Below are 25581 nucleotides of genomic sequence, written 5' to 3' on the forward strand. Positions count from 1 at the left end.
CATCATCATGTCTGCTATAGCCTCCATTAACCGCCAAATCTTACTCAAGCTATTGATCGCTTCAGTAATGATGTTTGGTTTTGGTTACGCACTAGTGCCGATGTACAAGGCCTTATGCGAGGTGACTGGTATTAATGTGGTGACTAGTAAGAATGACTATGGCATTCGAGCCTATAGCGCGAACAAGGTAGGCAATACCCAGGTCGATTATTCCCGTAAGGTAACTATCGAGTTTGACTCCAATAGTCGTGGCCCGTTTACGTTTCGCCCAGTAAAGAACTTCTTGGAAGTGCATCCGGGCGAAATGACGGAAATTGTTTACGAAGTAACAAATAATTTGAGTCGCCCTGTAGAGGCACAAGCAATTCCAAGTTATGCGCCTAAAAGCGCGATGGAGTTCTTCACCAAATTGGAGTGTTTTTGTTTTCAGCAACAAACCTTGGCAGCTCATGAGATGAAGAAGATGCCAGTAGTGTTTGTGATTGATGCAGGTTTGCCTGCTGATGTAAAAACAATTACTTTGTCGTACACCTTCTTTGAGTTAGGTGTTGGTCAGCAGCCAGCGGGCTCAACAACCCCTAAATCGAAAACGACGTCATGAGTAAGAAAAGTACTTTTATGCAATCCATGATCGCTGTATTGTGGGCTTTTCTGGGTGTGCGTAAAAAATCAGGATTGCAGGAAGATGTAGCTTCATTAAGTTTTGTCCACATTATTATTGCGGGAGTAGTTGGCGCCTTGATTTTTATGGGCGTACTCCTTTTGATAGTTAAAGCAGTTGTGTCCCATTGATTATTTTTTGATTGAATAGAGAGAATAAGATGTCATCCAATTCAACCCCTTACTATTTCGTTCCTGGACTATCCAGCCATCCAGCTGCAGCAGCTCTGGGCTTACTTGCCTTTGCTGCCGGTATGTCTGGCTGGGTAAACCATGCAGCTTGGGGCGGCCCAGTAACTGCAGTTGGTGTGCTCTGGGTTTTATTTGTTCTCTACAACTGGTTCGGGGACACGATTGCCGAGTCTAATGCCGGCAAAAATGGTGTAAACGTCGATATTTCTTATCGCTGGTCGATGGCTTGGTTTATCTTCTCTGAGATCATGTTCTTTGGTGCGTTCTTTGCAGCATTGTTCTATGCGCGCAATATTGCGATGCCTTGGATGGGTGATGTAGAGAGCAAATTGCTCTGGCCTAACTTCACGGCGGTCTGGCCTAATGATGGTCCTGCAGGTTTAGTTGAGAAATTTACTACTATGGGCCCATGGCCAATCCCAACAATTAACACTTTGTTGCTTTTGAGCTCAGGCGTAACGGTTACTTATGCTCACCATGCACTTCGTGACAATCAGATGAAGAAAGCTATCAAGGGCTTGGCTGCCACTGTTGGTCTTGGCATTATCTTTTTGGGCTTTCAAATGTATGAGTACTACCATGCATACCATGCCCTGAACTTGAAGCTGACTTCAGGTGTTTATGGTTCAACATTCTTTATGTTGACTGGCTTCCATGGCTTCCACGTATTCCTTGGGGGTTTGATGTTGGCGATTGTGTTGCGTCGTGCAATTCGTGGTGACTTTACTGCTGAACACCATTTTGCGTTTGAAGGCGCCGCTTGGTATTGGCACTTCGTTGACGTAGTCTGGCTCGGTCTCTACATCGCTGTTTACTGGATGTAAGGAAATAAAAAATCGGGGCGTTAAGCCCCGATTTGTTTTGGATTATCGCTTTTATATTTCTTAGTTAGTTCCCACCCGAACACCGGTAGCTTCAATATAACCAAAGTAGTGGGCAATCAATATGCCAAGAAACAGTACTATTGAAAGTCCGATACGAAGCATGAGAGACTGAACCATTCTTGAGCTGCCGCCCTTATCTTTCATCATGAAGTAGAGGGCAGAGCCTAAGCTCCCTACAATCATTAGCAGTGCAACTGGAATAATCCATTTCATCTCAAAATACCCCTGTGAATATCTTTTCTAGCTTAATTACTAGTCGTATAGTCGCTACTTTATCAGCCCTGCTGGTAATTTTGGTTGGCTGTGGCGCGGGTATTTGGCAGCTGAATCGGGCGGATCAAAAGATTCGCCTAGGTGACTCTCTGGCTGCCAAGCTGCAAATGCCCATACTCAACGCTAATACCGATAGCTTAAGCTTAGAGCAGGCTTCAGAGCGTCGTATTCTTGCCCGTGGCCGCTTTATCCCAGCCGAGGCTATTTGGCTGGATAACCGCCCACGCCCTATTCCGGATGGTGGGGCTGGCAGTGCAGGGCAGTCTGGCTTTTATGTGATGATGCCTTTGAAATTAGACGGTCAAGATGCCGTTGTTTGGGTCAATCGAGGTTGGGCTCCTCGGAATAACGAAAATCGTACTGAGCTACCCCCAGTCAATACCCCAGATGAAGTGGTGACTATTGAGGGTGTTGTTTTCCCCCACCCTGGAAGGGTTTATGAATTGGGGCAAAAAGGCGATACGAAAGCGATTCCTAGAATTGAGCAAAATTTTGATTTAGCGCTCGAGGCCCAAAGTCATGGGTGGAAGCAGTTGCCATTTATTGTTCGTGAATCTGATTCAGCCAAAAAAGATGGTTTAGTCAGAAATTGGCCCTCTCCAACAAATGGAGTCGATCGCCATTATGCTTATGCCTTTCAGTGGTTTGCTTTGGCATTGGCTGGATTTTTATTTTGGCTCATTAATGGGCTTATGAAATATCGGCGAGAGCTTGCTGTGAATGGAGATAGAGTGTGAGTGATAAAGAGTTATTGATCCCAGCTTCGCAAATGGATTCCTTGGCAATTAATGCGCAGACTCGCCGTGGTCGCCTGCAGATGCTATTTTTATTGCTTGCATGTGCAGCACCGGTCATCGCATCCTATTTGGCTTATTACGTTTTTAAGCCAGAGGGTGGAAAGACCAATTTCGGAACCCTGGTTCAGCCGGTGCAAGATGTGAATCCTGCTTGGTTTGATATTCCTTTTAATGGCAAGTGGACTTTGCTAGTGGCTAGACCAGCCGGCGAATGCACCATTAAAAATGAATCTTGCCTTGAGGCTTTATTCTTGATGCGTCAGTTGCGTATAGCTGTCGGTCGTGAGAGTGGTCGCGTTCAGTTGGTTTGGGTGAATACAGATGGAAAGCCAGTAGACCCAGAAGTATTGCTAGCCTACGATCAAAAGACTGCAGGATTTCAGATTCTGAGTTTGCCAGCAGATCCTAAATTGAAATCTGAATTTGATGCTTGGCTTAATCGTGATGGTGCAGGTCAGAAGATTCAGTTGATTGATCCGAGCCCAGCGAAGATGATGGTTTTCCCAGTGACGAATTCTCCAAAAGAATTTGGCAGTATTAAAAAAGATCTCGAGAAACTGCTGCGCCTCAATCGTAAGGGTGAGCAATTGCAATGAGTAGTTTGTTACTGCTCGCGGAGTTAGCTGCAATTGCAATTGTCTTTGCAGGTCTGCCATTGGCATATCTCTGGACTAGGCCTGGCTATAACTTTTTCCAAAAGCTCAACTGGGTTTTGGTCTTTATGACTTTTGACTTGATTGTGTTCGGTGCGTTTACCCGCCTTACAGATTCGGGCTTAGGTTGCCCTGATTGGCCTGGTTGCTATGGCACATCAAACCCATGGCATGCGATCGGCGAGATCCAGTTGGCTGAAGCCAATATGCCAACTGGCCCTGTGACCGTGATCAAGGCCTGGATTGAAATGATTCATCGCTATTTGGCAATGACAGTAGGCGCTTTGATTTTGATTCAGGTGGGCTTAGCTTTTGGCAAGCTAAAGAGCTTAGGCATGAAACCTTTTCTGGGTAGCCTCGGCTTACTTGTTTTGGTCTGTGTTCAAGGGGCATTCGGTGCCTGGACAGTGACACTCAAGTTACAACCCATCATTGTGACCATTCACTTAATGCTGGCTTTGGTTTTGCTGGCCTGTTTAACGGCTTATGCACAGCAAGAGTGGGAGGAGAAATCTTCTTCAGTGCTGCGCTTTGAGCCCAAGCCACTTTCTGCGAAGTTGCTGATTCTTGCCGCAATGACTCTCTGTATGCAAATATTCCTGGGCGCATGGGTGAGTACAAATTACGCAGTATTAGCTTGCCCTGATTTTCCGACTTGCATGGGAGCGCTTTTGCCAGAAACAGATTGGCAAGAGGGCTTTACTCTTTGGCGTGCGCTGGGTCTGAATGCTCAAGGTGAATCTATTTCTCCAGTTGCCTTGCAAACAATCCATTGGGCACATCGCGTGTTTGCAGTAGTTGCTATTGCAGCTCTTGGCCTATTGGGAGTGAGCGCTCTTCAGCTAGGTAATACTGCATTATCTGGAATGGGCAAGATTGCCAAGTTGTTGCTGGGCTTATTAATTCTTCAAGCCCTGACAGGCATTTCCAATGTAGTCTTCCAGTGGCCGCTCCTTGCTGCCTTGATGCACACCGGCGGTTCCGCAGCTCTGGTGTTTTGTTTGGTTCGCCTGACCCAGTGGTGCTCTTGGAGTGCCCCCGTTCATATTAAGATGGTTAAATCATTATGAGTAACCCTACTTCTTCCACCTCTGTAGCGATGCCGCGTTGGCGTCAATACTGGGTGCTTACCAAGCCCCGCGTCACTCAGCTGGCAGTGTTCTGTGCAGTCATTGGGATGTTCTTGGCTACTCCTGGAATGGTTCCGTATCCGGTTTTGATTGGCGGCATTGTTGGAATATGGTTATTGGCTGGCGCTGCTTTTGCAATGAACTGTTTGATTGAGCAAGCTGTTGATGCGAAGATGAAGCGCACCTCTTGGAGGCCATCTGCAACAGGTGAGGTAACACCGTTCCACATTACTATTTTTTCAATTGTTCTCGGTAGCTTGGGAATGGTCATCTTATGGAACTTTTGCAACCCATTAACGATGTGGCTCACAGTCGCAACTTTTGTTGGTTACGCTGTGATTTATACCTGGTTACTTAAGCCTGCCACACCGCAGAACATTGTGATTGGTGGACTATCTGGCGCGATGCCGCCAGCTTTAGGTTGGGCGGCAGTTACGAATAGCCTGTCTGCAGAAGCTTGGCTCTTAGTGCTCATTATTTTTGTTTGGACGCCACCGCACTTTTGGGCGCTCGCCCTATATCGTCGTGATGACTATGTGCAAAGTGGTTTGCCGATGCTACCAGTGACTCATGGTGAGCGCTTTACGCTACTCAATATTTTGCTTTATACCTTAATCTTGATCGCCGCTACTTTGCTGCCGTATATCTATGGCATGAGTGGGCTGGTGTATTTAGTCTCCGCAATCATTTTAGGTTTGATGTTTTTGGCTTATGTGATCGCTTTATTTGTTTCTTATAGCGACGAGTTAGCAAAGAAAACATTCCGTTTTTCGATTACGTATTTATCTCTGCTGTTTGCAGCGCTATTAATCGATCACTATTTCATTTGAGATGAGTATGAATTTATCAAAAATTTCTATGTGTATTGCACGTATCTTAATGTTGGCATTCATTGGTATCGCTTTGCTAGCTTGTAGCCCTAAGCCAAGCTTTAAGAATGTTGACATCACTGGCAGCAAGGCATTTGGCGCTGACTTTAGCTTGCTTGATCCCGATGGGAAGGTGAGGACGCTGGCTGACTTTAAAGGCAAGGCAGTTGTGATGTTCTTTGGTTATACGCAGTGCCCAGATATTTGCCCTACAACATTAACTGAGATGCAGCAGGTCATGACTCTATTAGGGCCTCAGGCTGATAAGGTGCAGGTATTGTTTGTAACGGTAGATCCTGAGCGAGATAGTGCAAGCATTCTGAAACAGTATGTTCCTGCATTTGATTCACGCTTCTTGGGTCTGCGTCCAGCGGATGAAGCTGCTTTAAAAAAGGTCACCAAAGACTTCAAGATTTATTACAAGAAGGTACCCGGAACGAGTCCTGGTTCATACACCATGGACCACACAGCAGGGAGCTATGCTTTTGATCCAGAGGGGCATCTACGCCTTTACATCAAGCATGCGCAAGGTGCTGAGACCTTGGCGCAAGACTTGAAGGAACTGCTGAAGTAAAAGCTGAGAAGAGAAGGCTGCTTATGCAGCTTCTGTTTGTAAGAGGCTGCGCATCTTCTTGAGAGCAGCAGTCTCAATCTGACGAACACGTTCTGCAGAGATACCGTACTCACTAGCGAGATCATGCAACGTTTTTGTGCCATTGCCATCTGCATCCATTGCTAACCAACGGGATTGCACAATGTTGCGGCTACGTTCATCTAAAGCCATGAGCGCTTGATCAAGTTGCGGGCCATGCAATGCATCGGTTGCGGCAGCAGCCATCATCTCAGTAGGTTCTTGACTGTTATCAGCCAACCATTGAATTGGTGCATAGGCTGACTCATCATCACTGTCGTCACCCTCTAGGGCAACATCGCCACCAGCAAGACGCATTTCCATTTCTTTAACATCAGAGCCTTTGACATCCAAAGCCTTGGCTAATGCCTCAACTTCATTTGGTGTTAAGGCTGCCAAAGTAGGTTTGTTGCTACGTAAGTTAAAGAACAATTTACGTTGCGCTTTAGTTGTTGCAACTTTGACTAAGCGCCAGTTCTTGAGGATGTACTCATGAATCTCCGCCTTAATCCAATGGATTGCGTAAGAGACTAAGCGTGCACCTTGATTAGGGTCGTAGCGCTTAACGGCTTTCATCAAGCCGATATTGCCTTCTTGAATGAGGTCGGCATGTGGAATGCCATAGCCTAGGTATTGACGTGCAACAGACACCACCAAACGGAGGTGCGAGAGAACCAAAGTTTTCGCGGCATCCACATTTTCAGTACGACGAAATTCTTGGGCGAGGTGAAGTTCTTCAGCGGCGCTGAGCATGGGCACGCGATTAACGTACGAGATATAAGAGTCGAGTGTGCCAACCCCAAGGGAAGGCAGCATCGGAAAGGCAAGCGAAGCCGCAGCAGTCTGCGCTGCTGGCAATGTTTGCCCTGCTTGCAATTGCGGTTTGTATGCTTTCTTTTGAACCATTTTTTTTATATATTTTAGGTATTAATAGAGTTCTATTTTAGCACTCTTGTCAAGAGAGTGCTAATGGTTTTTTACTTCTATAAGTCTATGATTTAATTGAATAATTCAGAAGAATATTGGGCGGCTGTAAAGGGGGCTAAATCATCAATTCCCTCGCCTTTGCCTAAGGCTAAAACCGCAGGTTTCGGCCCATCACTAAGGGTGTGGGCGAGTGCGCAGATGACCCCGCCCTTAGCGGTGCCATCCAATTTAGTCACGATTAAGGCGGAAAGCCCTAAAGCAGCATGAAAAGCCTTTACTTGGCTTAAACCGTTTTGACCAGTATTGCCATCAAGAACGAGCAAAGTCTGGTGAGGTGCCCCAGGAAGGGCCTTGCCGATAACTCTTTTAACCTTCTTCAGCTCCTCCATCAAATGGTCTTGAGTGGCGAGCCTGCCAGCTGTATCAATAATCAAAATATCGCTCTTGCGAGAAATCCCCGCATGAATAGCATCGTGTGCCACAGCCGCTGCATCACCGCTCTCCTGCATGATGACGTCGACTTGATTTCGACCACCCCATTCGAGAAGCTGGTTGCGTGCCGCTGCCCGGAAAGTGTCACCAGCCGCCAGTAAAACGGATTTACCTTGCGACTGAAAGAGTTTGCAGAGTTTGCCAATGGTGGTGGTCTTGCCGGCACCATTAACGCCAATCACTAGCCACACCTCTGGCGTGGTCTTTTGCTCATGAACGTACAAGGGATTGGGGCTTGGCTCCAGAGTCTTTAAGAGACTTGCTACCTCATGGATGAGTAGTTGCTTTAGATCTTCTGGGCTACTGGCTTTTTCTGATTTAGCGGCTTTACGCAGTTTGCTAATCAATTGTTCAGTCGTGGGTAGACCTACATCACTCAGTATGAGAGATTCTTCTAGGGCATCAAACCAGGCTTCATCAGTCTGATTGGATTTAAATAGGGATCCGAGGGTTTTACGTAGGCCGAACATAATCGATACAATTTAATCCTTGCATCTTATCAATTAAATACATGGGATAGGTGATCTTACAGATGCGCTCCACTTTATTGCGTTTTTCTTTCTCTTTGATGCTCTGCTGCTCCAGTTCCTGGGCGGCCACAGACGCAGTTCAAGCAAATACTCACGAGTTTCAACTTTCTAACGGTCTTAAGCTGATTGTGCGTGAGGATCATCGAGCGCCGACAGTTGCGCACATGGTTTGGTACCGCGCTGGCTCTATGGATGAGGTCAATGGTAAGACTGGTGTAGCTCATGTGCTCGAGCACATGATGTTTAAGGGTACCGACAAGGTGAAGTCAGGAGAGTTCTCTCGCTTAGTTGCAGCAGTAGGCGGTCGAGAAAATGCTTTCACCTCCCGTGATTACACGGCCTATTTTCAGCAGGTAGAAAAGTCTAAGTTAGATGAGGTGATGAAGTTAGAGGCTGATCGCATGTCTAACCTCAACTTTGATGATACGGAATTTTTGAAAGAAATTCAGGTGGTGATGGAAGAGCGCCGCCTACGTACCGAAGACAACCCAAGTAGTTTGCTGAATGAATCGCTCATGGCTACTGCTTATATGAGTTCACCTTATCGTCATCCGGTAGTGGGATGGATGAATGACCTGGTCAATATGAAGGCTGCTGATGCACGTGATTGGTATCACAGTTGGTACAAGCCCAATAACGCTACAGTCGTTATTGCAGGTGACGTTGATCCCAAAGCCATATTGCAGGCAGTAGAAAAATATTATGGGGTTGCTTCTGCAAGTGCCTTGCCTGAACGTAAACCACAGATTGAGCCGCCACAAAAAGGTATTAAGCGGGTGCAAGTGAAGGCGCCAGCAGATAGCGCACAGCTTGCGATGGCATGGAAGGTTCCTAAGTTACAAGTCGGTAAGTTAGGCGATGACGAGCCTTATGCTTTAGAGCTTTTAGCTGCAGTACTTGACGGCTACGACAACGCCCGTTTGAATCGCACGCTGGTAAAGCAAGAACGCGTAGTGAATGATGTGGGCGTCGGTTACGACATGATCTCCAGGGGGCCAGAACTCTTTTTGATTAGCGCCAGCATGGCCAAAGGCAAAACAGTGGAGCAGGCTGAGAGCAGCATTCGGAAGGCTTTAAAAGAAATTGTGGATAAGGGAATTCTGGAGTCGGAGCTCAAGCGCATCAAGGTGCGCATTTTGTCTGATCAGATTTATAAGCGCGATTCGATCTTTGGTCAGGCAATGGAAATTGGCAGCACGGAGATGGCTGGATTCTCATGGCGAGATATAGATGTGATGCTGGAGAAGATGCAAGCAATTACTCCTACACAAGTTCAAGCCGTTGCAAAAAAATATTTGGTCGATGAGGGACTTACTATTGCAGTCCTGGAGCCGCAAGCACGTCAGTCTGGTGAGAGTAAGCAAGGAGACAATCGTGCTGCTAAATAAATTCATTAAACAAACTACTCTTGCGATGGTATTGATGGCTGGGGCTATCACTTCAACTTATGCAATATTGCCGATTGAAAAATTAGAGCCCGTCAAGGGCGCGCAAGCCTACCTCGTTCAAACCAAAGCTCTACCGATGGTAGATATCGAAATCAGCATTGATGCTGGCGATCGCTATGATCCAGCGGTAAAGAGCGGCTTAGCCACTGTGGTTGGGCAGTTAATGAACTATGGGGCCAAGTCTGAAAAGGGTTTACTGACTGAGGCACAGATCGCTGATGAGATTGCCGACTTGGGTGCAAACCTGGGTGTTTCTGTGAGCGGTGAGCGTGCCGTGATGCGTATCCGAACTTTGAGTCGTAAAGATTTGCGTGATCGCGCTGTGCAATTGGCGTCAGCTATGTTGAGTGCGCCTACTTATGATGCCAAGATCCTGGCGCGTGAGAAGCAAAGAATGACTACTGCATTGCTTGAAGCGGAGACGAAGCCAGAGTCAGTCCTTGATCGTCGTTTTAGAAAATCAGTTTATGGAAACTATCCATTAGCTAATTCACCAACAGTGCAAACTATTGCCAATATCAGCGCAACTGATTTGCAGCAGTTTCATAAACAGTTCTACCGCGGTGATCGCATGATTGTCAGCATCGTGGGTGATGTGAGTAAAGCAGAGGCTGCTGAAATTGTTCAGGGTTTATTACAAAGAGTGCCTCAGTCTGGTCCTGCTATTGCCAAGTTGCCAGAGTTTGAGCGCTCACCAGTAGAGCCATTAAGTCAACGTGAAGTCACCATTCCATTTGATTCGCAGCAAGCGCATATCGCCATGGGAATGACTGCGGTAACCCGTAGCAACCCTGATTATTTTCCATTGCTAGTGGGGAACTATGTCTTGGGTGGTGGTGGCTTTGTGTCCCGTCTCATGTCAGAGGTCCGCGAAAAGCGCGGTCTCGCTTATAGCGTGTTCAGTTACTTTGCCCCTGGTAAGGATGCGGGGATATTTCAGGCGGGACTCCAAACGAAGAATGATCAGGCAGCTCTGGCGCTAGAGGTAATGAGTTCTTCTATTGCGCAATTTATTGCTGATGGACCGACACAATCTGAGCTCGATGCCGCTAAAGCAAATTTGATTAATGGCTACCCATTAAGAATTGATAACAACCGTAAGTTGCTGGATAACGTTTCCTCAATTGCTTGGAATAATTTGCCGCTCGATACGATGGAGGTGTGGACCAAGCAAGTGGAAGCGGTTAGCCTCGAACAAGTAAAGGCGGCGTTCCAAAAATACTTAGCCATGGATCGAATGAAGATTGTGGTCTTGGGAGCTAAAAATAAATAAGCCAGTTAAGCCTGCTACGCCAGGCAAGCATTCCGAGCCCCCTCAGAAAATACGCATTATTGGTGGAGTGTGGCGCAGTCGTTTGCTAAGTGTGCTGGATCTATCTGGCCTACGTCCCACCACAGATCGTGTTCGTGAAACCTTATTTAATTGGCTTGGGCAGGACCTAGTGGGCTTGAAGTGTTTGGATTTGTTTGCTGGTACAGGTGCCTTAGGTTTTGAGGCAGCATCACGACATGCGCATTCAGTGACCCTACTCGAAAAAGATAAAAAGGCTCATGCAAAGCTTTTGGCAAACTTTGCTTTGCTTCAGTCATCCCCTACTCCCGGAGCGGTCGAAATTTTGCACCGAGATAGTTTGGAGTTTTTAAAGCAACAAGCCGATCGTTCAAGCAATCTGATTTTTATAGATCCACCCTTTCAGGAAGAGGGCTTATTTAATCAAGCGCTGATAGAGGCTGCTCGCGTTTGCGATGACAGCGCTGGCGGAGGAATTTACGCGGAGTTTCCAGCCAGTCGCTCCCGTGAGGAAATTGAGGCTTTAGTACCTGATTGGCATTGTGGAAAGTACTTAGAGGCTGGGCAGGCAAAAGCCTGTCTATTTCGCTCTAAGAGGGGCTAAACTCTTGCCTGTAGCTGAAAAAGCCTTAGGAGCCTTATGACTGTAGCTGTATACCCTGGAACATTTGATCCCTTTACTCGTGGTCACGAGGATTTGGTGCGTCGTGCCTCAAGCATTTTTGGCGAACTGATTGTTGGTGTGGCTGATAGTCGTAGCAAGCGCCCATTCTTTAATTTGGAAGAGCGTATTGCAATTGCCAAAGAAGTCCTTGGTCATTATTCCAATGTAAAGATTGTTGGCTTCACGGGTTTATTAAAAGACTTTGCCCGCGAACATAATGCGCGTGTGATTGTGCGTGGTTTACGCGCAGCGTCTGATTTCGAATATGAATTTCAGATGGCCGGTATGAATCGCTATTTATTGCCTGATGTTGAAACGCTATTTCTGACACCTTCTGATCAATATCAGTTTATCTCCGGCACCTTTGTGCGTGAGATTGCTTCGATGGGTGGAGATGTCAGTAAGTTCGTATTTCCATCGGTAGAAAAATGGCTTGTTAACAAGATTGCAGCTGCCGATCAAAATAAACAGTAAGGCTGGTAGGCAAACAAGATGGCTTTAATGATTACGGACGAATGCATCAACTGTGATGTGTGTGAGCCAGAATGTCCGAATGATGCAATCTACATGGGTCTAGAGATCTATGAGATTGATCCTAATAAATGCACTGAGTGCGTAGGGCACTACGATGCGCCACAGTGTCAGCAGGTTTGCCCAGTTGACTGTATTCCACTCAACCCCGCGTTCTCAGAAAATCAGACGCAGCTCATGGCGAAGTATCAAGCCTTAACTGCCGCCAAAAAAGCCCTAGCTACAAAGTAGCGCGCTAATTCGTTTTTGAATGCAACTCCAGCATTGCTGACTGAGTGTCACCCTTCATAAATAATCCGAGAATTTTTAAGCCATCTTCAATGCTGGCATCAATCTGTTTTTGCTCTGCCTGCAAGGGTCTTCTCAATACATAGTCAGCAACGTCCATTGCGCGCGCACCTTCTGCGGCGAGATCTCGCGGGTGACCAATACCCAGGCGCAGGCGCCAGTATTCAGGCGTTCCTAGGTGAGCTTGAATATCTTTTAAGCCGTTGTGCCCACCAGTCCCACCGCCAAGCTTGATACGTGCTGTACCGGGCTTGAGATCAAGCTCATCCTGTACTACCAGGACATCCTTGGGCGTAATTTTGTGGAAGCGGCACAGCGCCCCTACAGCTTGACCGCTGAGGTTCATATAAGTGCTAGGCTTAAGCAAGAAAAGATCTTCACCTTCCCATTTAGTCTTAGCTACTTTCCCATGAAAACGTTTTTCAGTTTCAAAGCGGGTGCTCAATTGTTTTGCAAGGGCGTCAACAAACCAGAAGCCAGCATTGTGCCGATCTTCAATATGTTCTTCGCCAGGATTGCCGAGGCCAACAATTAATTTAGTCATGATGAGTGCTTAAGGATAAAAGCATTTCCGCAAAAAAGAAAACCCGCTTGTAAGCGGGCTTCCTCTGTCGCAAAGATAAGGCTTAAATAATTAAGCTTTGTCCTTTGGGGCTTCAGCAGCAGGAGCCGCAGCAGCTGCGGGAGCAGCTTCAGTATCGGCAGATTTCACTGCTGGGATACGTGCGTTAGCTAATACTGGGTTCTCTTGCTCAACATGCAATACCAAGGTAACGCCTTTTGGCAATGCGATGTCTTTAGCATGTATACCATGACCAACTTCAATCTTGTTCAAGTCCACTTCAATGAATTCTGGCAAGTCTGCTGGCAAGCAAGAAACTTCCAATTCAGTTGAGATATGGCTGATTACAGCGCCTTGCAATTTCACTGCAGCTGAAGTCTCAGCGTTGATGAAGTGCAATGGAACGCGCATGTGAACTTTTTCAGTCGCAGAAACGCGCTGGAAGTCGATGTGCAGAACCAAAGGCTTAAATGGGTGCATCTGGTAATCACGCAACAACACTTTTTGTGCTTTGCCGCCGATTTCGAGATCAAGGATGGATGAGTGGAATGCTTCCTTGCGGAGAGCATGGAACAGTGCGTTGTGATCCAACTCAATTACAGTTGCGGCGTCTTTACCGCCGTAGATGATGCCCGGAGTTTTACCGGAGTTGCGCAGACGGCGGCTCGCACCCGTTCCCTGTACGCTTCTTTCAAAGGCTACTACTTTCATATCGAATTCCTAAATTAAGGTTAATTTCCGTTCGCGACCAAACAGAAAAGCCTTTGATTATATCGTGGGAATGACGGTTTTTGCCTAGAAAGGGCTCAAAACTGCCAAAAACAGGGGTGGAAACGCTGTTTTTGGCTTATTCAGCAAACATCGACATCACTGAATCACCCTTACTAATGCGGGAAAGGGTCTCAGCAAGGATGGGGGCAACGCTTAATTGACGAATTTTTGCTACTTTCATTGCCTCTGGAGTCAATGGAATGGTGTCTGTAACGACTAATTCATCTAATTCGGAGGCGGCAATACGGGCCACGGCGCCACCGGAGAGGACGGCATGAGTACAGTAGGCGGTAACGCCCTTAGCGCCACGCTCTTTTAGCGCCTCAGCGGCTTTACAGAGCGTTCCGCCGGTATCAATGATGTCATCCATGATCACGCAATGGCGGCCTTCTACTTCGCCGATAAGGTGCATTACTTCTGACACATTTGCCTTAGGGCGGCGTTTATCAATAATCGCCAAATCTGTGCCCAATTGCTTGGCCATCGCACGGGCGCGAACTACGCCGCCGATATCCGGCGAAACGATGATGAGATCTTTTTTGGTTTTTTGGGCTTCTAAATCCGCCAATAGAACTGGGGAGGCGTAAATGTTATCTACTGGGATATCGAAGAAGCCTTGAATTTGGTCGGCATGGAGATCCATGGTTAAAACACGCTCAACACCAGCAACGGACTGGAGCATGTTTGCAACGATTCTGGCAGAGATGGCAACCCGAGCTGAGCGTGGGCGACGGTCTTGTCTAGCGTAACCGAAGTAAGGGATCACTGCGGTTATGCGGCTTGCTGATGCTCGTTTTAGGGCATCAATCATGATCATGAGTTCCATCAAACTATCGTTCGTTGGAGCGCAAGTGGATTGGATAACAACCACGTTCTTACCGCGAACGTTTTCTTGAATTTCTACCTGGATTTCACCATCAGAGAACCGACCAACAAATGCTTTTCCCATCGGGAGATTAAGCTCTTTGGCTACCGCATGGGCCAAAACCGGATTTGCATTACCTGTGAAAAGAGTCAGTAAATCAGCGTTCATTGGGGCGGACATAGGTGATTTTGGAATTTTGGTAGGGGTCGGAATGGATGTCTTTTGGTCGTATCTACAGTAGTTGGCAGGGGAAGAAGGATTCGAACCTTCGCATGCTGGAATCAAAATCCAGTGCCTTAACCAGCTTGGCGATTCCCCTACAGGTCAATCTGAAGAAATCAAATTGTAAGCGGGATTTTTATTTAGCCCCCGAACAATTCGACCTATCCATCCTTTTGGAAGATTTTGCAGAAGAATTTCCAGATTTGCGGTATCCGTCTTAGGGTCTAAGGCGGCAAAAACGCTACTTCCAGAGCCGGACATGCAAGGCGCCGAGTTTGGCGCTACCTTGTAAATCCAGTCTAATGCTTGCTTCACTTCAGGACATTTCTGCACCGCTACTGCCTGACAATCATTCGACTGATATGACCTTGGCGATGCAAGAAAGCGATCTATTGTAATCGGAGCATGATCTCGGGTCAATTGAGGGTCTTGAAAAATCTGAGCAGTGGCAACCCCCTGGTTTGGGAAGATCACCACAAAGTCTTGGGTTTCCAGGGAAATTGCCTGTAATTTCTCTCCAACCCCCTCAACAAAGGCATTTTGGCCAAAGATGAAAAATGGCACGTCGGCACCGAGTTTTAGGCCGAGCTGGCAGAGGGTGGCGATATCGAGATGCAGGTCCCAAAGTACATTAAGACCGATGAGGGTGGATGCCGCATCAGAGGATCCACCCCCCAGGCCCGCTCCCATTGGGATATTTTTCTCGAGGCTAATTTCAACCCCCCGATCAATCTTGCAGTGCTCTTTGAGGAGTTGGGCTGCGCGAACGACTAAGTCTTGCTTAGGGAGCACCCCAGGAATGGGATCGATGCGGCGAACTTCGTTTTCTGGAACGGGCTTCAAGGTGAGGACGTCACACCAGTCAATCAACTGAAAAACAGATTGCAACAAATGGTAGCCATCATTGCGGCGCCCAACAATATGTAGAAAAAGATTGAGCTTTGCGGGGCAACGAAGTTCTATCGCATTACTCATCATTCACATATCACTCGTTTGGAGTATCAAATACCAAGCGGATATCAATCGACCCGATATTAGAGCTGCGAGTCATCGTGAGTTTTTCTAACTGCTGAGAATTATTCCAGTTGTAATTTAAGGTCCAGCCATCTTGCGTAATTTTGCTGACTTGACCTTTTGCATTTCGATCCACACTCGCATTGCTACCAGGGCGTGTTTTTCCGCGCAACCAGTCAGATAAACCGCGGGCTGGTAGTGGAAGTCCCAATGCATTTTGAATCAGGGTGTCAGCATCAATGGCTGTAGTTAATTGACCATCGCGCTCAAGAATTGCTTCACCAGGCTTAATCGTAATTTTGGCAATTGATCCGCCAACAGGATTGCGAATTTCTAATACATCAGTCAGCGCATCTTGAGTCAAAGTAAATCCACCTGAGCCACCTTGATTTTTACTCTCGGTAAGTCCTGTAACCTTTACCGCAAAACGTCCGTCCCATGAGCCTTTGAGGGCGGTATCCGCAACAGACCAATCTGGCTTTAAGCGCTTCAAAGTTTCTTTGAGGGTGGGGTTGTTGGCATCTAACTGCTGCCCTTTTCGCCACATATCTTCCGCTTCGATTGGGCGGTTCATGACCCACAAGACCTCACCAATATGTGCAGCAATGTCTGCCTCGGGCTTGATGTTAAATGCCTGTTGCAGTTGTTCAAGCGCTAACGCATTTTTGCCCATACGAAAGTTCACCCAACCAAGACTATCCAAAATAAAACCATCTTTAGGTGAGAGTTGATGTGCTTTGCTAATGAGCTTAAATGCTTCTGGCAATTTTTGATTACGATCAGCCAGAGAATATCCAAGTGCGTTAAGACTGTTAACGTCATTTGGATTCTTACGCAAGATTTCACGTAGCGTTTTCTCCATAACTTCGATTTGTCCTGACTTTTCAGCGGACATGGCGTAGGTATAGAGTAGCCCCGGATCTTTTGGTTCTGGTTTTACTGCTGAAACAATTTCATAAAAAGCCCTTAAGGCTTCTGACTCATCAGTAGCCTTGGCTAGTAGCGCCTGAATCTGTAACAAAGTAATTTCACGTTGGGCTGGTGTCTGCTGATTCAATAGGGAGATCGCAGGCTTGACTGCATCGGACCAGCGTTGATTCAGAATCAAGAGGGTGACCAGCACTTCTTTGGGCTTAGTTTGTTTTGGCCCCGCCAAGCTATCCCAAGTTTGTGCAGCTTGAAGTGCTTGGTTGGGTGCGCCTGCTGTAATAGCAATCTCCATAGCTCTTTGCGCCAAGCGAGGGTCATCTAGCTGTCGAGCAAGCTCTAGATAGGTGTTATAGGCCAGGCCAGCTTCACCGCGTTGCAGGGCGATTTCTGAGGCTAAGACCTCGAATACGGCTTGACCGTTATCCAGGCTGCTAGTTTTGGCGCTGGCATGATTGGAGGAAAGACTTAATCCAAGTCCAGCTACGAGCAATAAGGCCCTTAAAGAAGGCTTTAATGAAAATTTGGTCATGAGCACATTCTAATCCGCGAATCTACAATCCATTTATGCCAGAACTTCCAGAAGTCGAAGTTACCCGATTGGGTATTGCGCCCCATTTAGAGGGTCGCAGGGTAAGCGCGGTCAAAATTATTGATGGTCGCTTACGTTGGCCGGTACCGAGCAATTTAAATACGCTGCTTTCAGGTCAGAAAGTCTTGGGAATTGAGCGCCGAGGCAAATACCTCTTAATGGAGTTTGATGCCGGATATCTATTGCTACACCTAGGAATGACGGGAACATTGCGAGTATTGCCCGGTAGCGACCCACTGAAGACGCATGATCGAGTGACCTTTGAATTTGGCAAGCTGAGTTTGCGTTTGCATGATCCCCGAAAGTTTGGTGCCGTCTTGTGGCATCCAAAATCTAAGGGGCCGATTGAGAACTACGCGTTATTACAAAAACTCGGGGTCGAACCTTTTTCATCTGAGTTTGAGGGTGAGCTTGGCGCAGATGTCTTGTATCAGTGTTCACGTAAGCGCAGCGTTGCTGTGAAGCAGTTTCTATTGGCAGGTCAAGCTGTGGTGGGTGTAGGCAATATCTATTGCTCAGAAAGTTTATTTGAGGCAGGAATTCATCCGGCAAAGGCTGCTGGAAAATTAACGCGTCCGCAGTGCTCTCGACTCGCTGCTGCAGTGAGATCAATTTTGAAAAAAGCCATTGCTGCTGGCGGCAGTACCTTAAAAGACTTTGTGAATAGCGAAGGTGATCCAGGACACTTCATGGTGCAAACCAAAGTCTACGATCGTAAGGATCAGCCTTGCAAGGTATGCAAGACGCCAATTAAGCAAATAGTCCAAGGTCAACGATCTACTTATTTTTGCCCCCAATGTCAGAAGCGCTGATTAAGAACTTCGCCACTAAGCTCATCGCTTGGCATGGCAAGGATGGGCGTCAAGGCTTGCCATGGCAAAGTATTCGAGATCCCTACGCAGTATGGGTTTCTGAAATCATGCTGCAACAAACTCAAGTAGCTACTGTTCTTGAGCGCTATCCCCGTTTCATGAAACGTTTTCCGACGGTGAAGAAGTTGGCTGCTGCACCCTTAGATGATGTCTTGGCAGAATGGGCGGGTCTCGGCTACTACACGCGAGCTCGCAATCTCCATGCTTGTGCCAAGCAGGTTATGGAAGAGTTTGAAGGAAGGTTTCCTGCTGACCCAGTATTGCTCGAGCAACTTAAGGGTATTGGTAGATCCACTGCAGGTGCCATTGCAGCTTTTGCATTTCATGAGCGAGCACCAATTCTGGATGCGAACGTCAAGCGGATTTTGGCAAGACTGTTTGGCATAGAGGGCGCCATTCAAGAAAAATCAGTAAACGATGCATTGTGGTTGATCGCCAAAACAATCCTCCCTAAAAAATCTACAGATATGCCGGTCTATACCCAGGCTCTGATGGATTTTGGGGCAACTTGGTGCACCTCTCGCAAGCCTGTGTGTTTGAGTAGCGAAAAGAAATGCCCGTTTGAAAAAGAATGCCAAGCCAATCTCAGTGATCAAGTATTGCTATTGCCCCGTAAAGCAATCAAAGCAAAATCGCCCGAATTTAATTGCGATATGTTGTTGCTTAGGCATGGAGATTCAGTTTTGCTGCAAAGGCGTCCAGACAAGGCCATCTGGGGTGGAATGTGGTCTTTACCGGAGTCCTCTTGGCGACCTAAAGAAAAAAACTCCAAACCTTTAGCTAACCATTCAGTTGATTTAACTGCGAAAGAATTATTTCAGCTGGTGCTGCCAGATGAAAAGGTCTCTAACATTGCAAAGGGCTTTAAATCCATTGAGCGGGGAGTGGAGATTAAGCATATCTTTACGCATCGACGTTTATGGATGCAGATTTGGCATGTGACTTCAAGTGATGCCATGAAATTCTCAGGCGATGATTTGAAGTGGGTTCCTTTGCGACAGCTCGGAAAGTACGGCCTACCCCAACCAATCAAATTGCTGTTGCAGGGATTGAGTCTAGCTCGCGGTGACGGCTTAAGAAATTAATCTGGAGTGCTGCTAAATCTTTTTGCGGTAGAAAGTGCGCAATGATGCGACTCACTAGATAGACTGAGCGATGTTGCCCACCAGTACAGCCGATGGCAACAGTCAGATAACTACGACCATCTGCAATGTAGTGGGGCAGCCATTTTTCAATAAATTGAACAATGTCATTTTCCATGCTGACGACTTCAGGAATTTTCTCCAAGAACTCCCGAACCGGCTGGTCTTTGCCAGATAAGGGGCGCAATACTTTGTCGTAGTGCGGGTTGGGTAGACAGCGCACATCAAATACAAGATCTGCTTCACTCGGTAAGCCTTTTTTAAATCCAAAAGACTCAAAAATCACTGTAAGTCCTTGAGGCTTATCTTTAAGAAGATCCTGTATCCAGGAGCGCAGCGCATGGGCAGGCAGATTGCTGGTATCAATACTGTGGGCTTGGGTGCGCAGCGGCTCTAAGAGATTACGCTCTTTATCAATTGCCTCGATCAAGGTGGCTGCTTGAGTCTGTTGCGTTTTTCCGGAGAGTGGATGACGCCGACGGGTTTCAGAGAAACGCTGGATCAACGTATTGGTATCAGCGTTTAAGAAAACAACTCGTACTTGATGGTTACGCCGTAGGTTTTCTAGGATCTGGGGTAGCTCTGCAATGGACTGACCACGACGGGCATCAATAGCCACTGCAACGCGCTCACTCTTTTCATTTTCTAGTGTAGTGATGAGGTTTTCTAAGAGGGTAACTGGAAGGTTATCTACGCAGTCATAGCCTGCATCCTCAAAAGCTCTCAACGCAACGGATTTACCTGATCCGGAGATGCCGGTAATCAGATTGATCTGCATATTAGATAAGTCGACCTTGAGACTTGGAAGATTCAGCCTCGGCATTCATTTGTAAACGCTGGCGCTCCATGAATTCTTTTAGGGTATCAATGCCGCGCAATTGCAAAATAGTATTACGTACTGCGGCTTCTACGAGAACCGCTAAGTTGCGTCCTGCAGCCACCTGAATTTTGACAGTTCTGATTGGGATGCCCAATACATCTATGTGCTGCGCTTCTAATGGGAGGCGCTCAAATTCACCATCATTACGACGAACCAGCTGCACTATCAAACGTAATTTCAATTTACGGCGTACGGCTGTTTCACCAAAGATGGTGCGAATATCTAGCAAGCCCAATCCACGAACCTCTAAGAGGTTACGCAAGATCACGGGACAGCGACCCTCAATGTAGTCTGGGCCAAGACGAGCAAAGTCCACAGCATCATCAGCCACTAAACCGTGACCACGAGAAATCAACTCTAGGCCTAATTCACTTTTGCCTAGGCCAGACTCACCCATGATGAGGACACCCAAGCCCAGGATATCCATAAATACACCATGCATGGTGATCTGAGGGGCGCCAATCTTGGTGAGATAAGTGCGAAGGTGATCAATTACCTCTGCAGCCGAAATAGCAGTTGTAAAGAGTGGGGTGGAGGATCTTTGGCAGAAGAGTTGTAGGTCAGCATCAGCTGCTTTTCCATCGGCCACAATGACGCAAGGTGGCGTTTTAGAAATTAAGCTGGAGATCTGCTCTTGTCTTTGTTTTGGCTCAAGTTCAGCATGATAGTCAACCTCTTGTTCACCAAAAATCTGGATACGGCTAGGGTGAATCAGATTTAAGTGCCCCACTAGATCAGAGCTAGCTGCAGCTGCTTTAACTGCCTCCGATGGAAATGTGCGGTCTGCACCTTCTAAGCCACCAATCCAAGAGAGCTTTAAGTCAGAGACATTGTCATCAAAGATCTGTTGGGCAGTAACTCCCTCAAGGAGTAGGGGTTGGGTTGTCAAGCCGAGCCCCAAGTTTGTAACAGCTGGCACACCTTCTCTGGACTGTCTTCCGAGGCAAGTGACTTACGAGCGTCTTGGTCGGAAAGGAGTTGTGCAATCGAGGACAGAATTTCTAGATGTTGCTGGGTTGCTTTTTCTGGGACGAGCAAAAAAATCAAAATCGAGACTGGCTCACCATCGGGCGCGGCAAATTCAATTGGCTCTTTTAGTTTGACAAAGGCTGCAATCGGATGCTTAAGCCCCTTTACGCGGCCATGAGGAATGGCTACGCCAGCACCTAATGCAGTCGAGCCCAAGTCCTCGCGAGCATTTAAGAAGCCAACAATTGCCTCGGCCTCCAATCCCGCTTGCTTCGCAAAGAGCTGCCCTACGGCCGCAAATGCCTCAGCCCGATTTTTAGAAGGGCTATTTAAGGCAATGCGGTCTAAAGCGAAAAGATTGGTCAGGGCATTCATGTCAATTGATTATAGGTGTCCTGACGTCAAGCATCACTCAAAATGCTTTTCATGGTGATGATCTTGGATTTTTTCTTTGTGCTTGACTACTTGGCGTTCAAGTTTATCAACCACCGCATCCATAGCGTGGTAGAGATCAGCGTTATGCGCTTCGGCAAAGAGTTCCTTGCCTTTGAGGTGAATCGTAATCTCGGCTGCTTGGCGAAGATTCTTTTCTTTGGCGTTATCGACAATCAAAAATGCGGAAGCATCTAGGACGTGGTCAAAGTGTTTGCGAATTTTGGCTAACCCGGCTTCGAGGTGGGAACGCATAGCTGGAGTAACTTCAACATGACGGCTATTAATTTTCAGATTCATCAGCAGCTCCTATTCATAGCAAAACAAAATGCATGCGCAAATAATTACCCGGGGTGCGCAGCATGCCCCTGTAATGTTGTACTTGTTTATATGGAAATGAACTTCATGAGCCTCCAGCGTATCAGCGATTTTGCTGAAAACCAAGGGGGCAGATCATTTTTATTTAATAAATATTCAAAAACTCCGAATATTTACATGCGGAAGTTTTCGCCTAGGTAGACTCTTCTGACGGCATCGTTCTCAATGATTTGGTCTGGCTTACCAGCAGCCAGTACGCTACCTTCGCTGATGATGTAGGCGTGGTCACAAATACCTAAAGTTTCTCGAACATTGTGGTCGGTGATCAGAACACCAATTTGACGGTCTCTTAAGAAGCGCACAATCCGCTGGATCTCACCAACTGCAATTGGGTCAACACCGGCAAATGGCTCGTCCAGCAAAATGAATTTAGGCTGTGATGCTAGGGCCCTAGCAATCTCAACGCGACGACGTTCTCCACCAGAGAGTGAGAGGGCTGGGTTATCGCGAAGATGGCTGATTTGGAGTTCGCCCAAGAGCTCATCTAAGCGATGCGCAATCTCTGCCTTGCTTAATGGCTTACCACCTTGTACTTGTAGCTCTAATACAGCTTGAATATTTTCAGCCACATTGAGCTTTCGGAAGACAGAAGCCTCTTGTGGGAGATAAGACAAGCCCATCCGAGCCCGTTCATGAATAGGGAGATGGGTGATATCAGTGCCATCTAGAACGATGCTGCCACCATCTAGAGGAACAAGTCCAACAATCATGTAGAACGAGGTTGTTTTGCCGGCGCCATTTGGGCCTAGGAGTCCAACTACTTCGCCACACTTCACCTCTACCGATACGTCGCGCACCACTGTACGAGATCCGTAACGCTTTTGTAGATGTTGCGCGCTTAAGGTTGCCGAGTTTTGATTGTTGCTGGAGTCCGTGGTCATTTCTCTAGTGTAGCTTTTCTTCTTGGTGAAAGGATGGCTCTAGCCAGCGGGAGGTCTTCAGCTTTGGCGTTTGCGGGCGGTGAGACTTTGTAGCGTTGTTGAACATCGTCGTAGTCAATTTTCCAGCCACGCAGTTGATCCAGCATTTGCATATTGTGAAGACGCTTTAAGCTGGCATCTCCAGTTAAAGTCAGGAGTTCTGTTTTTGCATTGTAGGTAACCGTTTGACCGCGACCCTGCATGAACTCATTAGCGGGACCTTCACGTCTCTGTCTAAAGCTTGCAGTAGATTCAGGGTTGCCCTGAACATCAACGTATTCATATCCCTCGGGATCAACTTTGATATTGCCTTTCTCGCCAGTAATCAAAATGCTACCTTTGGTTAATAGCACCTGACCATCAAGCTCATAGACCTGCTGCACGTCATTCACGGAAACTTTCTCAGCCTCCAAAACAACCGGTTTGTCTTGATCTCCCTTTTCTGCATAAGCAGGGGCAATAAAACAGGATGTTAATAGTGAAAAAGATAGAACGAGTTTGCGTAAGGAGATCATGGTTGCGCTCCAGGTTGAACGCGCTCGATACGGCCCCTTACTTGTCCAGATAAAACCATACTTTGTTCGATGTTGTTAAAGACGCCACCATCAGTTGAGCGAATAACAGAAAGGCCTTGCTCAAGCGTAATAGGTTTATCTGTCTCAATAATGTCATCATTAATGAGTACTTTGAAGTATGAGGAGCGTGCAAGCATACGAGGCCTTGCTGGCTCAGTTGCTGTAGCTACTTGAGGGGGGCGAAAAATTTCGGCGTTATCAATCAAGTCGAGAATCGTTAAGTCGCCATCTAAATGACCCGTATCTGCCTTAACGGTAACAGGTGATTTTTCAGGTGGGAACAAGCGCATCCGAGGCGTTTCTATATCGATCGAAGCATCATCGTCATAGTGAGTCACCTTTTTGCCTAACACTCGATATTTAGTGTTGCCAGACTCATTGAGTGCGGATAGAGCGCCATTGTTAATAATGTAATCAGGCTCATGTAAGCGGACGCGTTCGATAGCAGACTTTTCTGCCGGAGTATTTTTCTTAACCAGCCAAAATGTGACGAGGGTTAGTGTGCCCATCAATAGCAAAGGCATAAGGCGCAATAAGGTGCGCCAGATACTCAGTTTGATTTGTTGGGCTTTCAGTTGCATTGCAAAATACCTTAAGCACGCGCCTGAGAGAGTAATTCGTCATAGCGGTTTTGTGCTTTCAGGATCAGGTCGCACACTTCGCGTACCGCGCCACTACCGCCGGATCTCGTCGTGACAAAGTGAGCAGTTTCTTTTACGGCCTCATGTCCTTGGGCTGGGCATACCTTGAGGCCCGCAGACTTCATCATTTGAAAATCAGGCCAATCATCACCCATCACAGCGCAGTCAGTTGACTTCAGCCCCAGTGATTGCAAAATCTTTTCTAAGGCTGCAGCTTTATTTTCAACGCCCATGTGCACGTGCTTGATACCGAGTTCATCGCAGCGGGCTAAAACCATTTTGGAGCTGCGCCCAGTAATAATGGCTGTTGGAATACCAATTTTTTCTAAGAGCTTGATTCCCAATCCATCTTGAATATCAAAAGCCTTCAGAGATTCTTTGCCATTTTCCCCAATAAACACTTGACCATTAGTCAAGACGCCATCGACATCCAAAACGAGAAGCTTGACTGCTCCAGCACGCTCCCAAGCCTGTGGATATTGACTCAGAGGGTTGGTGTTGTGAACGTTAAAGGCGCTAGGCATGTGAGTGGGGAGATAAATTATTGAAAGATGAGTGGCTTAAATAACCTTGGCGGCAAATAGATCATGGAGGTTCAATGCACCAAGTAGCGCACCGTTTGGATCGGTTACCACCAAATGGTTGATGCGATGTTTTTCCATCATCTCAATAGCCTCTTCTGCCAATAGCTCTGGAGGAATTGTGCGCGGCGCTGAGGTAATCGCTTTTTCTAATGTGAGGCCGTCTAAATTGGTGCTCTTCTCTAGTAGGCGACGTAAGTCACCATCAGTAAAAATGCCAGCAACTTTATTTGCCTTGTCTAAAGTAACTACCATGCCCATGCGTTTAGCAGTCATCTCCAGCAAAGCTTCTTGCAAGGAGGCAGAGATTGAAATCTTCGGGGTCTCATCAAAGCTTCGCATGACTTCGCTGACATGCATGAGCTGTTTACGACCTAAGCGACCGCCTGGATGCGAACGTTGAAAATCTTCAGCCTGAAAGCCGCGAGCATCTAACAGGGCAACAGCTAGAGCGTCGCCCATGGCTAGTGCTGCAGTTGTGCTGGTAGTTGGGGCTAGGTTAAGTGGGCAAGCTTCTTTTTCAACGCTGGTATCTAAATGAGCATCTGCCAACTTTGCTAAAGAAGAATTTGGCGCACCGGTAAGGGCAATGAGTTTTGCACCCGTGCGCTTAACGATCGGCACGATAGTGAGTAGTTCATCAGTCTCACCAGAATTGGAGAGGGCAACAAAGACATCATCACGAGTCACCATCCCAAGGTCACCATGACTGGCTTCCGCAGGGTGGACAAAAAAGGCAGGAGAACCAGTAGAAGCAAAGGTAGCTGCAATTTTGCGAGCAATATGACCTGATTTACCAATTCCAGAAACAACGATGCGGCCTTTGCAGGAGTGCAGCAAATCCACCGCCAAAACGAGGGCATCCGCGTTTGCGCCTTCAAGGCGATCACGCATTGTGTGTAGTGCAGCAGCCTCAATGGTGAGGGTGTCACGCGCAAGCTTTAGGGTTCGGTCACGAGTCTTAGCTATCATGGGGTG

Annotated in this window: 32 protein-coding genes and 1 tRNA gene; 15 read left to right on the forward strand and 18 right to left on the reverse strand. The window is 47.1% G+C overall.

The window, feature by feature from the left end; translation table 11 throughout:
- Nucleotides 1-7: 7 nt before the first annotated feature.
- The 3 genes from ICN30_RS02175 to ICN30_RS02185 are packed head-to-tail and all read left to right on the forward strand — an operon-like array spanning nt 8 to nt 1676.
- Nucleotides 8-601, forward strand: a complete 594-nt coding sequence (locus ICN30_RS02175) for a cytochrome c oxidase assembly protein (protein WP_216272884.1) — start codon at nt 8-10, stop codon at nt 599-601.
- The gene (locus ICN30_RS02180) at nt 598-792 is read left to right on the forward strand and encodes a DUF2970 domain-containing protein (RefSeq protein WP_216249817.1); all 195 of its coding nucleotides are present in this window, start codon (nt 598-600) and stop codon (nt 790-792) included. The genes ICN30_RS02175 and ICN30_RS02180 overlap by 4 nt, the downstream gene beginning before the upstream one ends.
- Nucleotides 793-821: 29 nt before the next feature.
- Nucleotides 822-1676 (forward strand): cytochrome c oxidase subunit 3, encoded by an 855-nt coding sequence (locus tag ICN30_RS02185; RefSeq protein WP_216272886.1) that lies wholly within the window; start codon nt 822-824, stop codon nt 1674-1676.
- A gap of 60 nt (nt 1677-1736) precedes the next feature.
- Here ICN30_RS02185 and ICN30_RS02190 read toward each other — a convergent pair whose 3' ends face one another.
- On the reverse strand, nt 1737-1949 hold the full coding sequence (locus ICN30_RS02190) for a twin transmembrane helix small protein (protein WP_215376027.1): 213 nt from the start codon (nt 1947-1949) through the stop codon (nt 1737-1739).
- Between the two features lie 14 nt (nt 1950-1963).
- Between ICN30_RS02190 and ICN30_RS02195 the strand changes: the two genes are divergently transcribed.
- The 5 genes from ICN30_RS02195 to ICN30_RS02215 are packed head-to-tail and all read left to right on the forward strand — an operon-like array spanning nt 1964 to nt 6032.
- Nucleotides 1964-2746: an SURF1 family protein gene (locus ICN30_RS02195; protein WP_370626572.1), complete on the forward strand. Its 783-nt coding sequence runs from the start codon at nt 1964-1966 to the stop codon at nt 2744-2746.
- Entirely contained in the window at nt 2743-3402 is a 660-nt protein-coding gene (locus ICN30_RS02200; protein ID WP_216272888.1) for a hypothetical protein, read from the forward strand. The genes ICN30_RS02195 and ICN30_RS02200 overlap by 4 nt, the downstream gene beginning before the upstream one ends.
- On the forward strand, nt 3399-4529 hold the full coding sequence (locus ICN30_RS02205) for a heme A synthase (protein ID WP_216272889.1): 1131 nt from the start codon (nt 3399-3401) through the stop codon (nt 4527-4529). Before ICN30_RS02200 ends, ICN30_RS02205 begins: the two co-directional genes overlap by 4 nt.
- Nucleotides 4526-5419 carry a heme o synthase gene (gene cyoE, locus ICN30_RS02210; RefSeq protein ID WP_216272891.1) on the forward strand — a complete coding sequence of 298 codons (894 nt, stop codon included), beginning with the start codon at nt 4526-4528 and terminating at the stop codon, nt 5417-5419. Before ICN30_RS02205 ends, cyoE begins: the two co-directional genes overlap by 4 nt.
- 28 nt (nt 5420-5447) lie before the next feature.
- On the forward strand, nt 5448-6032 hold the full coding sequence (locus tag ICN30_RS02215; RefSeq protein ID WP_216273061.1) for an SCO family protein: 585 nt from the start codon (nt 5448-5450) through the stop codon (nt 6030-6032).
- A 21-nt stretch (nt 6033-6053) separates the two neighbouring features.
- Here the strand turns inward: ICN30_RS02215 and rpoH are convergent, their stop codons facing one another.
- Together rpoH and ftsY are read right to left on the reverse strand one after the other, a co-directional pair.
- A complete protein-coding gene (rpoH, locus tag ICN30_RS02220) occupies nt 6054-6995 on the reverse strand; it encodes an RNA polymerase sigma factor RpoH (protein WP_216272893.1) in 942 nt (313 codons plus the stop codon).
- Nucleotides 6996-7087: 92 nt separating this feature from the next.
- A complete protein-coding gene (gene ftsY, locus ICN30_RS02225) occupies nt 7088-7978 on the reverse strand; it encodes a signal recognition particle-docking protein FtsY (RefSeq protein ID WP_216272895.1) in 891 nt (296 codons plus the stop codon).
- A 62-nt stretch (nt 7979-8040) separates the two neighbouring features.
- Between ftsY and ICN30_RS02230 the strand changes: the two genes are divergently transcribed.
- The 5 genes from ICN30_RS02230 to ICN30_RS02250 are packed head-to-tail and all read left to right on the forward strand — an operon-like array spanning nt 8041 to nt 12203.
- Nucleotides 8041-9426: a pitrilysin family protein gene (locus tag ICN30_RS02230; protein ID WP_216272898.1), complete on the forward strand. Its 1386-nt coding sequence runs from the start codon at nt 8041-8043 to the stop codon at nt 9424-9426.
- On the forward strand, nt 9413-10759 hold the full coding sequence (locus tag ICN30_RS02235) for a M16 family metallopeptidase (RefSeq protein WP_370626573.1): 1347 nt from the start codon (nt 9413-9415) through the stop codon (nt 10757-10759). The genes ICN30_RS02230 and ICN30_RS02235 overlap by 14 nt, the downstream gene beginning before the upstream one ends.
- The gene (gene rsmD, locus ICN30_RS02240) at nt 10731-11381 is read left to right on the forward strand and encodes a 16S rRNA (guanine(966)-N(2))-methyltransferase RsmD (RefSeq protein WP_216863375.1); all 651 of its coding nucleotides are present in this window, start codon (nt 10731-10733) and stop codon (nt 11379-11381) included. Before ICN30_RS02235 ends, rsmD begins: the two co-directional genes overlap by 29 nt.
- Before the next feature lie 36 nt (nt 11382-11417).
- Complete coding sequence (gene coaD / locus ICN30_RS02245) at nt 11418-11915, forward strand: pantetheine-phosphate adenylyltransferase (RefSeq protein ID WP_216272900.1); 498 nt, start codon at nt 11418-11420, stop codon at nt 11913-11915.
- 18 nt (nt 11916-11933) lie between these two features.
- Nucleotides 11934-12203, forward strand: a complete 270-nt coding sequence (locus ICN30_RS02250) for a YfhL family 4Fe-4S dicluster ferredoxin (protein WP_216135287.1) — start codon at nt 11934-11936, stop codon at nt 12201-12203.
- A gap of 4 nt (nt 12204-12207) precedes the next feature.
- Here ICN30_RS02250 and pth read toward each other — a convergent pair whose 3' ends face one another.
- From pth to ICN30_RS02280, 6 genes are all read right to left on the reverse strand, one after another.
- Nucleotides 12208-12804 carry an aminoacyl-tRNA hydrolase gene (gene pth / locus ICN30_RS02255; RefSeq protein WP_216272902.1) on the reverse strand — a complete coding sequence of 199 codons (597 nt, stop codon included), beginning with the start codon at nt 12802-12804 and terminating at the stop codon, nt 12208-12210.
- Nucleotides 12805-12894: 90 nt separating this feature from the next.
- Entirely contained in the window at nt 12895-13533 is a 639-nt protein-coding gene (locus tag ICN30_RS02260) for a 50S ribosomal protein L25/general stress protein Ctc (RefSeq protein WP_216229757.1), read from the reverse strand.
- A 136-nt stretch (nt 13534-13669) separates the two neighbouring features.
- A complete protein-coding gene (locus ICN30_RS02265) occupies nt 13670-14626 on the reverse strand; it encodes a ribose-phosphate pyrophosphokinase (protein WP_216135680.1) in 957 nt (318 codons plus the stop codon).
- Between the two features lie 74 nt (nt 14627-14700).
- Nucleotides 14701-14777: transfer RNA gene (locus ICN30_RS02270), tRNA-Gln, on the reverse strand.
- Between the two features lie 5 nt (nt 14778-14782).
- Nucleotides 14783-15658: a 4-(cytidine 5'-diphospho)-2-C-methyl-D-erythritol kinase gene (ispE, locus tag ICN30_RS02275; protein ID WP_216272904.1), complete on the reverse strand. Its 876-nt coding sequence runs from the start codon at nt 15656-15658 to the stop codon at nt 14783-14785.
- A gap of 7 nt (nt 15659-15665) precedes the next feature.
- Nucleotides 15666-17153 (reverse strand): lipoprotein insertase outer membrane protein LolB, encoded by a 1488-nt coding sequence (locus tag ICN30_RS02280; protein WP_216272906.1) that lies wholly within the window; start codon nt 17151-17153, stop codon nt 15666-15668.
- Between the two features lie 35 nt (nt 17154-17188).
- Here ICN30_RS02280 and mutM point away from each other — a divergent pair, with 35 nt between their 5' ends.
- Together mutM and mutY are read left to right on the forward strand one after the other, a co-directional pair.
- Nucleotides 17189-18025 (forward strand): bifunctional DNA-formamidopyrimidine glycosylase/DNA-(apurinic or apyrimidinic site) lyase, encoded by an 837-nt coding sequence (gene mutM, locus ICN30_RS02285; RefSeq protein ID WP_216272908.1) that lies wholly within the window; start codon nt 17189-17191, stop codon nt 18023-18025.
- A complete protein-coding gene (mutY, locus tag ICN30_RS02290; protein WP_216272910.1) occupies nt 18010-19170 on the forward strand; it encodes an A/G-specific adenine glycosylase in 1161 nt (386 codons plus the stop codon). Before mutM ends, mutY begins: the two co-directional genes overlap by 16 nt.
- Here the strand turns inward: mutY and rapZ are convergent.
- From rapZ to ICN30_RS02335, 9 genes are all read right to left on the reverse strand, one after another.
- Nucleotides 19115-20005 carry an RNase adapter RapZ gene (gene rapZ, locus ICN30_RS02295; protein ID WP_216272913.1) on the reverse strand — a complete coding sequence of 297 codons (891 nt, stop codon included), beginning with the start codon at nt 20003-20005 and terminating at the stop codon, nt 19115-19117. The genes mutY and rapZ overlap by 56 nt on opposite strands.
- A 1-nt stretch (nt 20006) precedes the next feature.
- Entirely contained in the window at nt 20007-20996 is a 990-nt protein-coding gene (gene hprK / locus ICN30_RS02300; protein WP_216272915.1) for an HPr(Ser) kinase/phosphatase, read from the reverse strand.
- Nucleotides 20993-21451, reverse strand: coding sequence for a PTS sugar transporter subunit IIA (locus ICN30_RS02305; protein ID WP_216272917.1), 459 nt, complete (start codon nt 21449-21451; stop codon nt 20993-20995). The genes hprK and ICN30_RS02305 overlap by 4 nt, the downstream gene beginning before the upstream one ends.
- Nucleotides 21452-21484: 33 nt before the next feature.
- Complete coding sequence (hpf, locus tag ICN30_RS02310) at nt 21485-21808, reverse strand: ribosome hibernation-promoting factor, HPF/YfiA family (RefSeq protein WP_216178586.1); 324 nt, start codon at nt 21806-21808, stop codon at nt 21485-21487.
- Nucleotides 21809-21999: 191 nt separating this feature from the next.
- Nucleotides 22000-22767, reverse strand: coding sequence for an LPS export ABC transporter ATP-binding protein (gene lptB, locus ICN30_RS02315; RefSeq protein ID WP_216229765.1), 768 nt, complete (start codon nt 22765-22767; stop codon nt 22000-22002).
- On the reverse strand, nt 22764-23321 hold the full coding sequence (gene lptA / locus ICN30_RS02320) for a lipopolysaccharide transport periplasmic protein LptA (RefSeq protein ID WP_216272938.1): 558 nt from the start codon (nt 23319-23321) through the stop codon (nt 22764-22766). Before lptA ends, lptB begins: the two co-directional genes overlap by 4 nt.
- The gene (gene lptC, locus ICN30_RS02325) at nt 23318-23962 is read right to left on the reverse strand and encodes an LPS export ABC transporter periplasmic protein LptC (protein ID WP_216272941.1); all 645 of its coding nucleotides are present in this window, start codon (nt 23960-23962) and stop codon (nt 23318-23320) included. The genes lptA and lptC overlap by 4 nt, the downstream gene beginning before the upstream one ends.
- An 11-nt stretch (nt 23963-23973) precedes the next feature.
- Nucleotides 23974-24546, reverse strand: a complete 573-nt coding sequence (locus ICN30_RS02330) for an HAD family hydrolase (protein ID WP_216272943.1) — start codon at nt 24544-24546, stop codon at nt 23974-23976.
- A 36-nt stretch (nt 24547-24582) separates the two neighbouring features.
- Nucleotides 24583-25575, reverse strand: coding sequence for an SIS domain-containing protein (locus ICN30_RS02335; RefSeq protein WP_216272945.1), 993 nt, complete (start codon nt 25573-25575; stop codon nt 24583-24585).
- Nucleotides 25576-25581: the final 6 nt, after the last annotated feature.

Origin of the sequence: Polynucleobacter sp. 31A-FELB, from assembly GCF_018882405.1 — a bacterium.
Classification (GTDB): Bacteria; Pseudomonadota; Gammaproteobacteria; order Burkholderiales; family Burkholderiaceae; genus Polynucleobacter.

Coding starts and splice junctions, on each gene's coding strand:
- ICN30_RS02175 (WP_216272884.1), top strand. CDS start 8: ATGTCTGCTATAGCCTCCATTAACCGCCAAATCTTACTCAAGCTATTG.
- ICN30_RS02180 (WP_216249817.1), top strand. CDS start 598: ATGAGTAAGAAAAGTACTTTTATGCAATCCATGATCGCTGTATTGTGG.
- ICN30_RS02185 (WP_216272886.1), top strand. CDS start 822: ATGTCATCCAATTCAACCCCTTACTATTTCGTTCCTGGACTATCCAGC.
- ICN30_RS02190 (WP_215376027.1), bottom strand. CDS start 1,949: ATGAAATGGATTATTCCAGTTGCACTGCTAATGATTGTAGGGAGCTTA.
- ICN30_RS02205 (WP_216272889.1), top strand. CDS start 3,399: ATGAGTAGTTTGTTACTGCTCGCGGAGTTAGCTGCAATTGCAATTGTC.
- cyoE (WP_216272891.1), top strand. CDS start 4,526: ATGAGTAACCCTACTTCTTCCACCTCTGTAGCGATGCCGCGTTGGCGT.
- ICN30_RS02215 (WP_216273061.1), top strand. CDS start 5,448: ATGTGTATTGCACGTATCTTAATGTTGGCATTCATTGGTATCGCTTTG.
- rpoH (WP_216272893.1), bottom strand. CDS start 6,995: ATGGTTCAAAAGAAAGCATACAAACCGCAATTGCAAGCAGGGCAAACA.
- ftsY (WP_216272895.1), bottom strand. CDS start 7,978: ATGTTCGGCCTACGTAAAACCCTCGGATCCCTATTTAAATCCAATCAG.
- ICN30_RS02230 (WP_216272898.1), top strand. CDS start 8,041: ATGCGCTCCACTTTATTGCGTTTTTCTTTCTCTTTGATGCTCTGCTGC.
- coaD (WP_216272900.1), top strand. CDS start 11,418: ATGACTGTAGCTGTATACCCTGGAACATTTGATCCCTTTACTCGTGGT.
- ICN30_RS02250 (WP_216135287.1), top strand. CDS start 11,934: ATGGCTTTAATGATTACGGACGAATGCATCAACTGTGATGTGTGTGAG.
- pth (WP_216272902.1), bottom strand. CDS start 12,804: ATGACTAAATTAATTGTTGGCCTCGGCAATCCTGGCGAAGAACATATT.
- ICN30_RS02260 (WP_216229757.1), bottom strand. CDS start 13,533: ATGAAAGTAGTAGCCTTTGAAAGAAGCGTACAGGGAACGGGTGCGAGC.
- ICN30_RS02265 (WP_216135680.1), bottom strand. CDS start 14,626: ATGAACGCTGATTTACTGACTCTTTTCACAGGTAATGCAAATCCGGTT.
- ispE (WP_216272904.1), bottom strand. CDS start 15,658: ATGATGAGTAATGCGATAGAACTTCGTTGCCCCGCAAAGCTCAATCTT.
- ICN30_RS02280 (WP_216272906.1), bottom strand. CDS start 17,153: ATGACCAAATTTTCATTAAAGCCTTCTTTAAGGGCCTTATTGCTCGTA.
- mutM (WP_216272908.1), top strand. CDS start 17,189: ATGCCAGAACTTCCAGAAGTCGAAGTTACCCGATTGGGTATTGCGCCC.
- mutY (WP_216272910.1), top strand. CDS start 18,010: ATGTCAGAAGCGCTGATTAAGAACTTCGCCACTAAGCTCATCGCTTGG.
- rapZ (WP_216272913.1), bottom strand. CDS start 20,005: ATGCAGATCAATCTGATTACCGGCATCTCCGGATCAGGTAAATCCGTT.
- ICN30_RS02305 (WP_216272917.1), bottom strand. CDS start 21,451: ATGAATGCCCTGACCAATCTTTTCGCTTTAGACCGCATTGCCTTAAAT.
- hpf (WP_216178586.1), bottom strand. CDS start 21,808: ATGAATCTGAAAATTAATAGCCGTCATGTTGAAGTTACTCCAGCTATG.
- lptB (WP_216229765.1), bottom strand. CDS start 22,767: ATGACCACGGACTCCAGCAACAATCAAAACTCGGCAACCTTAAGCGCG.
- lptA (WP_216272938.1), bottom strand. CDS start 23,321: ATGATCTCCTTACGCAAACTCGTTCTATCTTTTTCACTATTAACATCC.
- lptC (WP_216272941.1), bottom strand. CDS start 23,962: ATGCAACTGAAAGCCCAACAAATCAAACTGAGTATCTGGCGCACCTTA.
- ICN30_RS02330 (WP_216272943.1), bottom strand. CDS start 24,546: ATGCCTAGCGCCTTTAACGTTCACAACACCAACCCTCTGAGTCAATAT.
- ICN30_RS02335 (WP_216272945.1), bottom strand. CDS start 25,575: ATGATAGCTAAGACTCGTGACCGAACCCTAAAGCTTGCGCGTGACACC.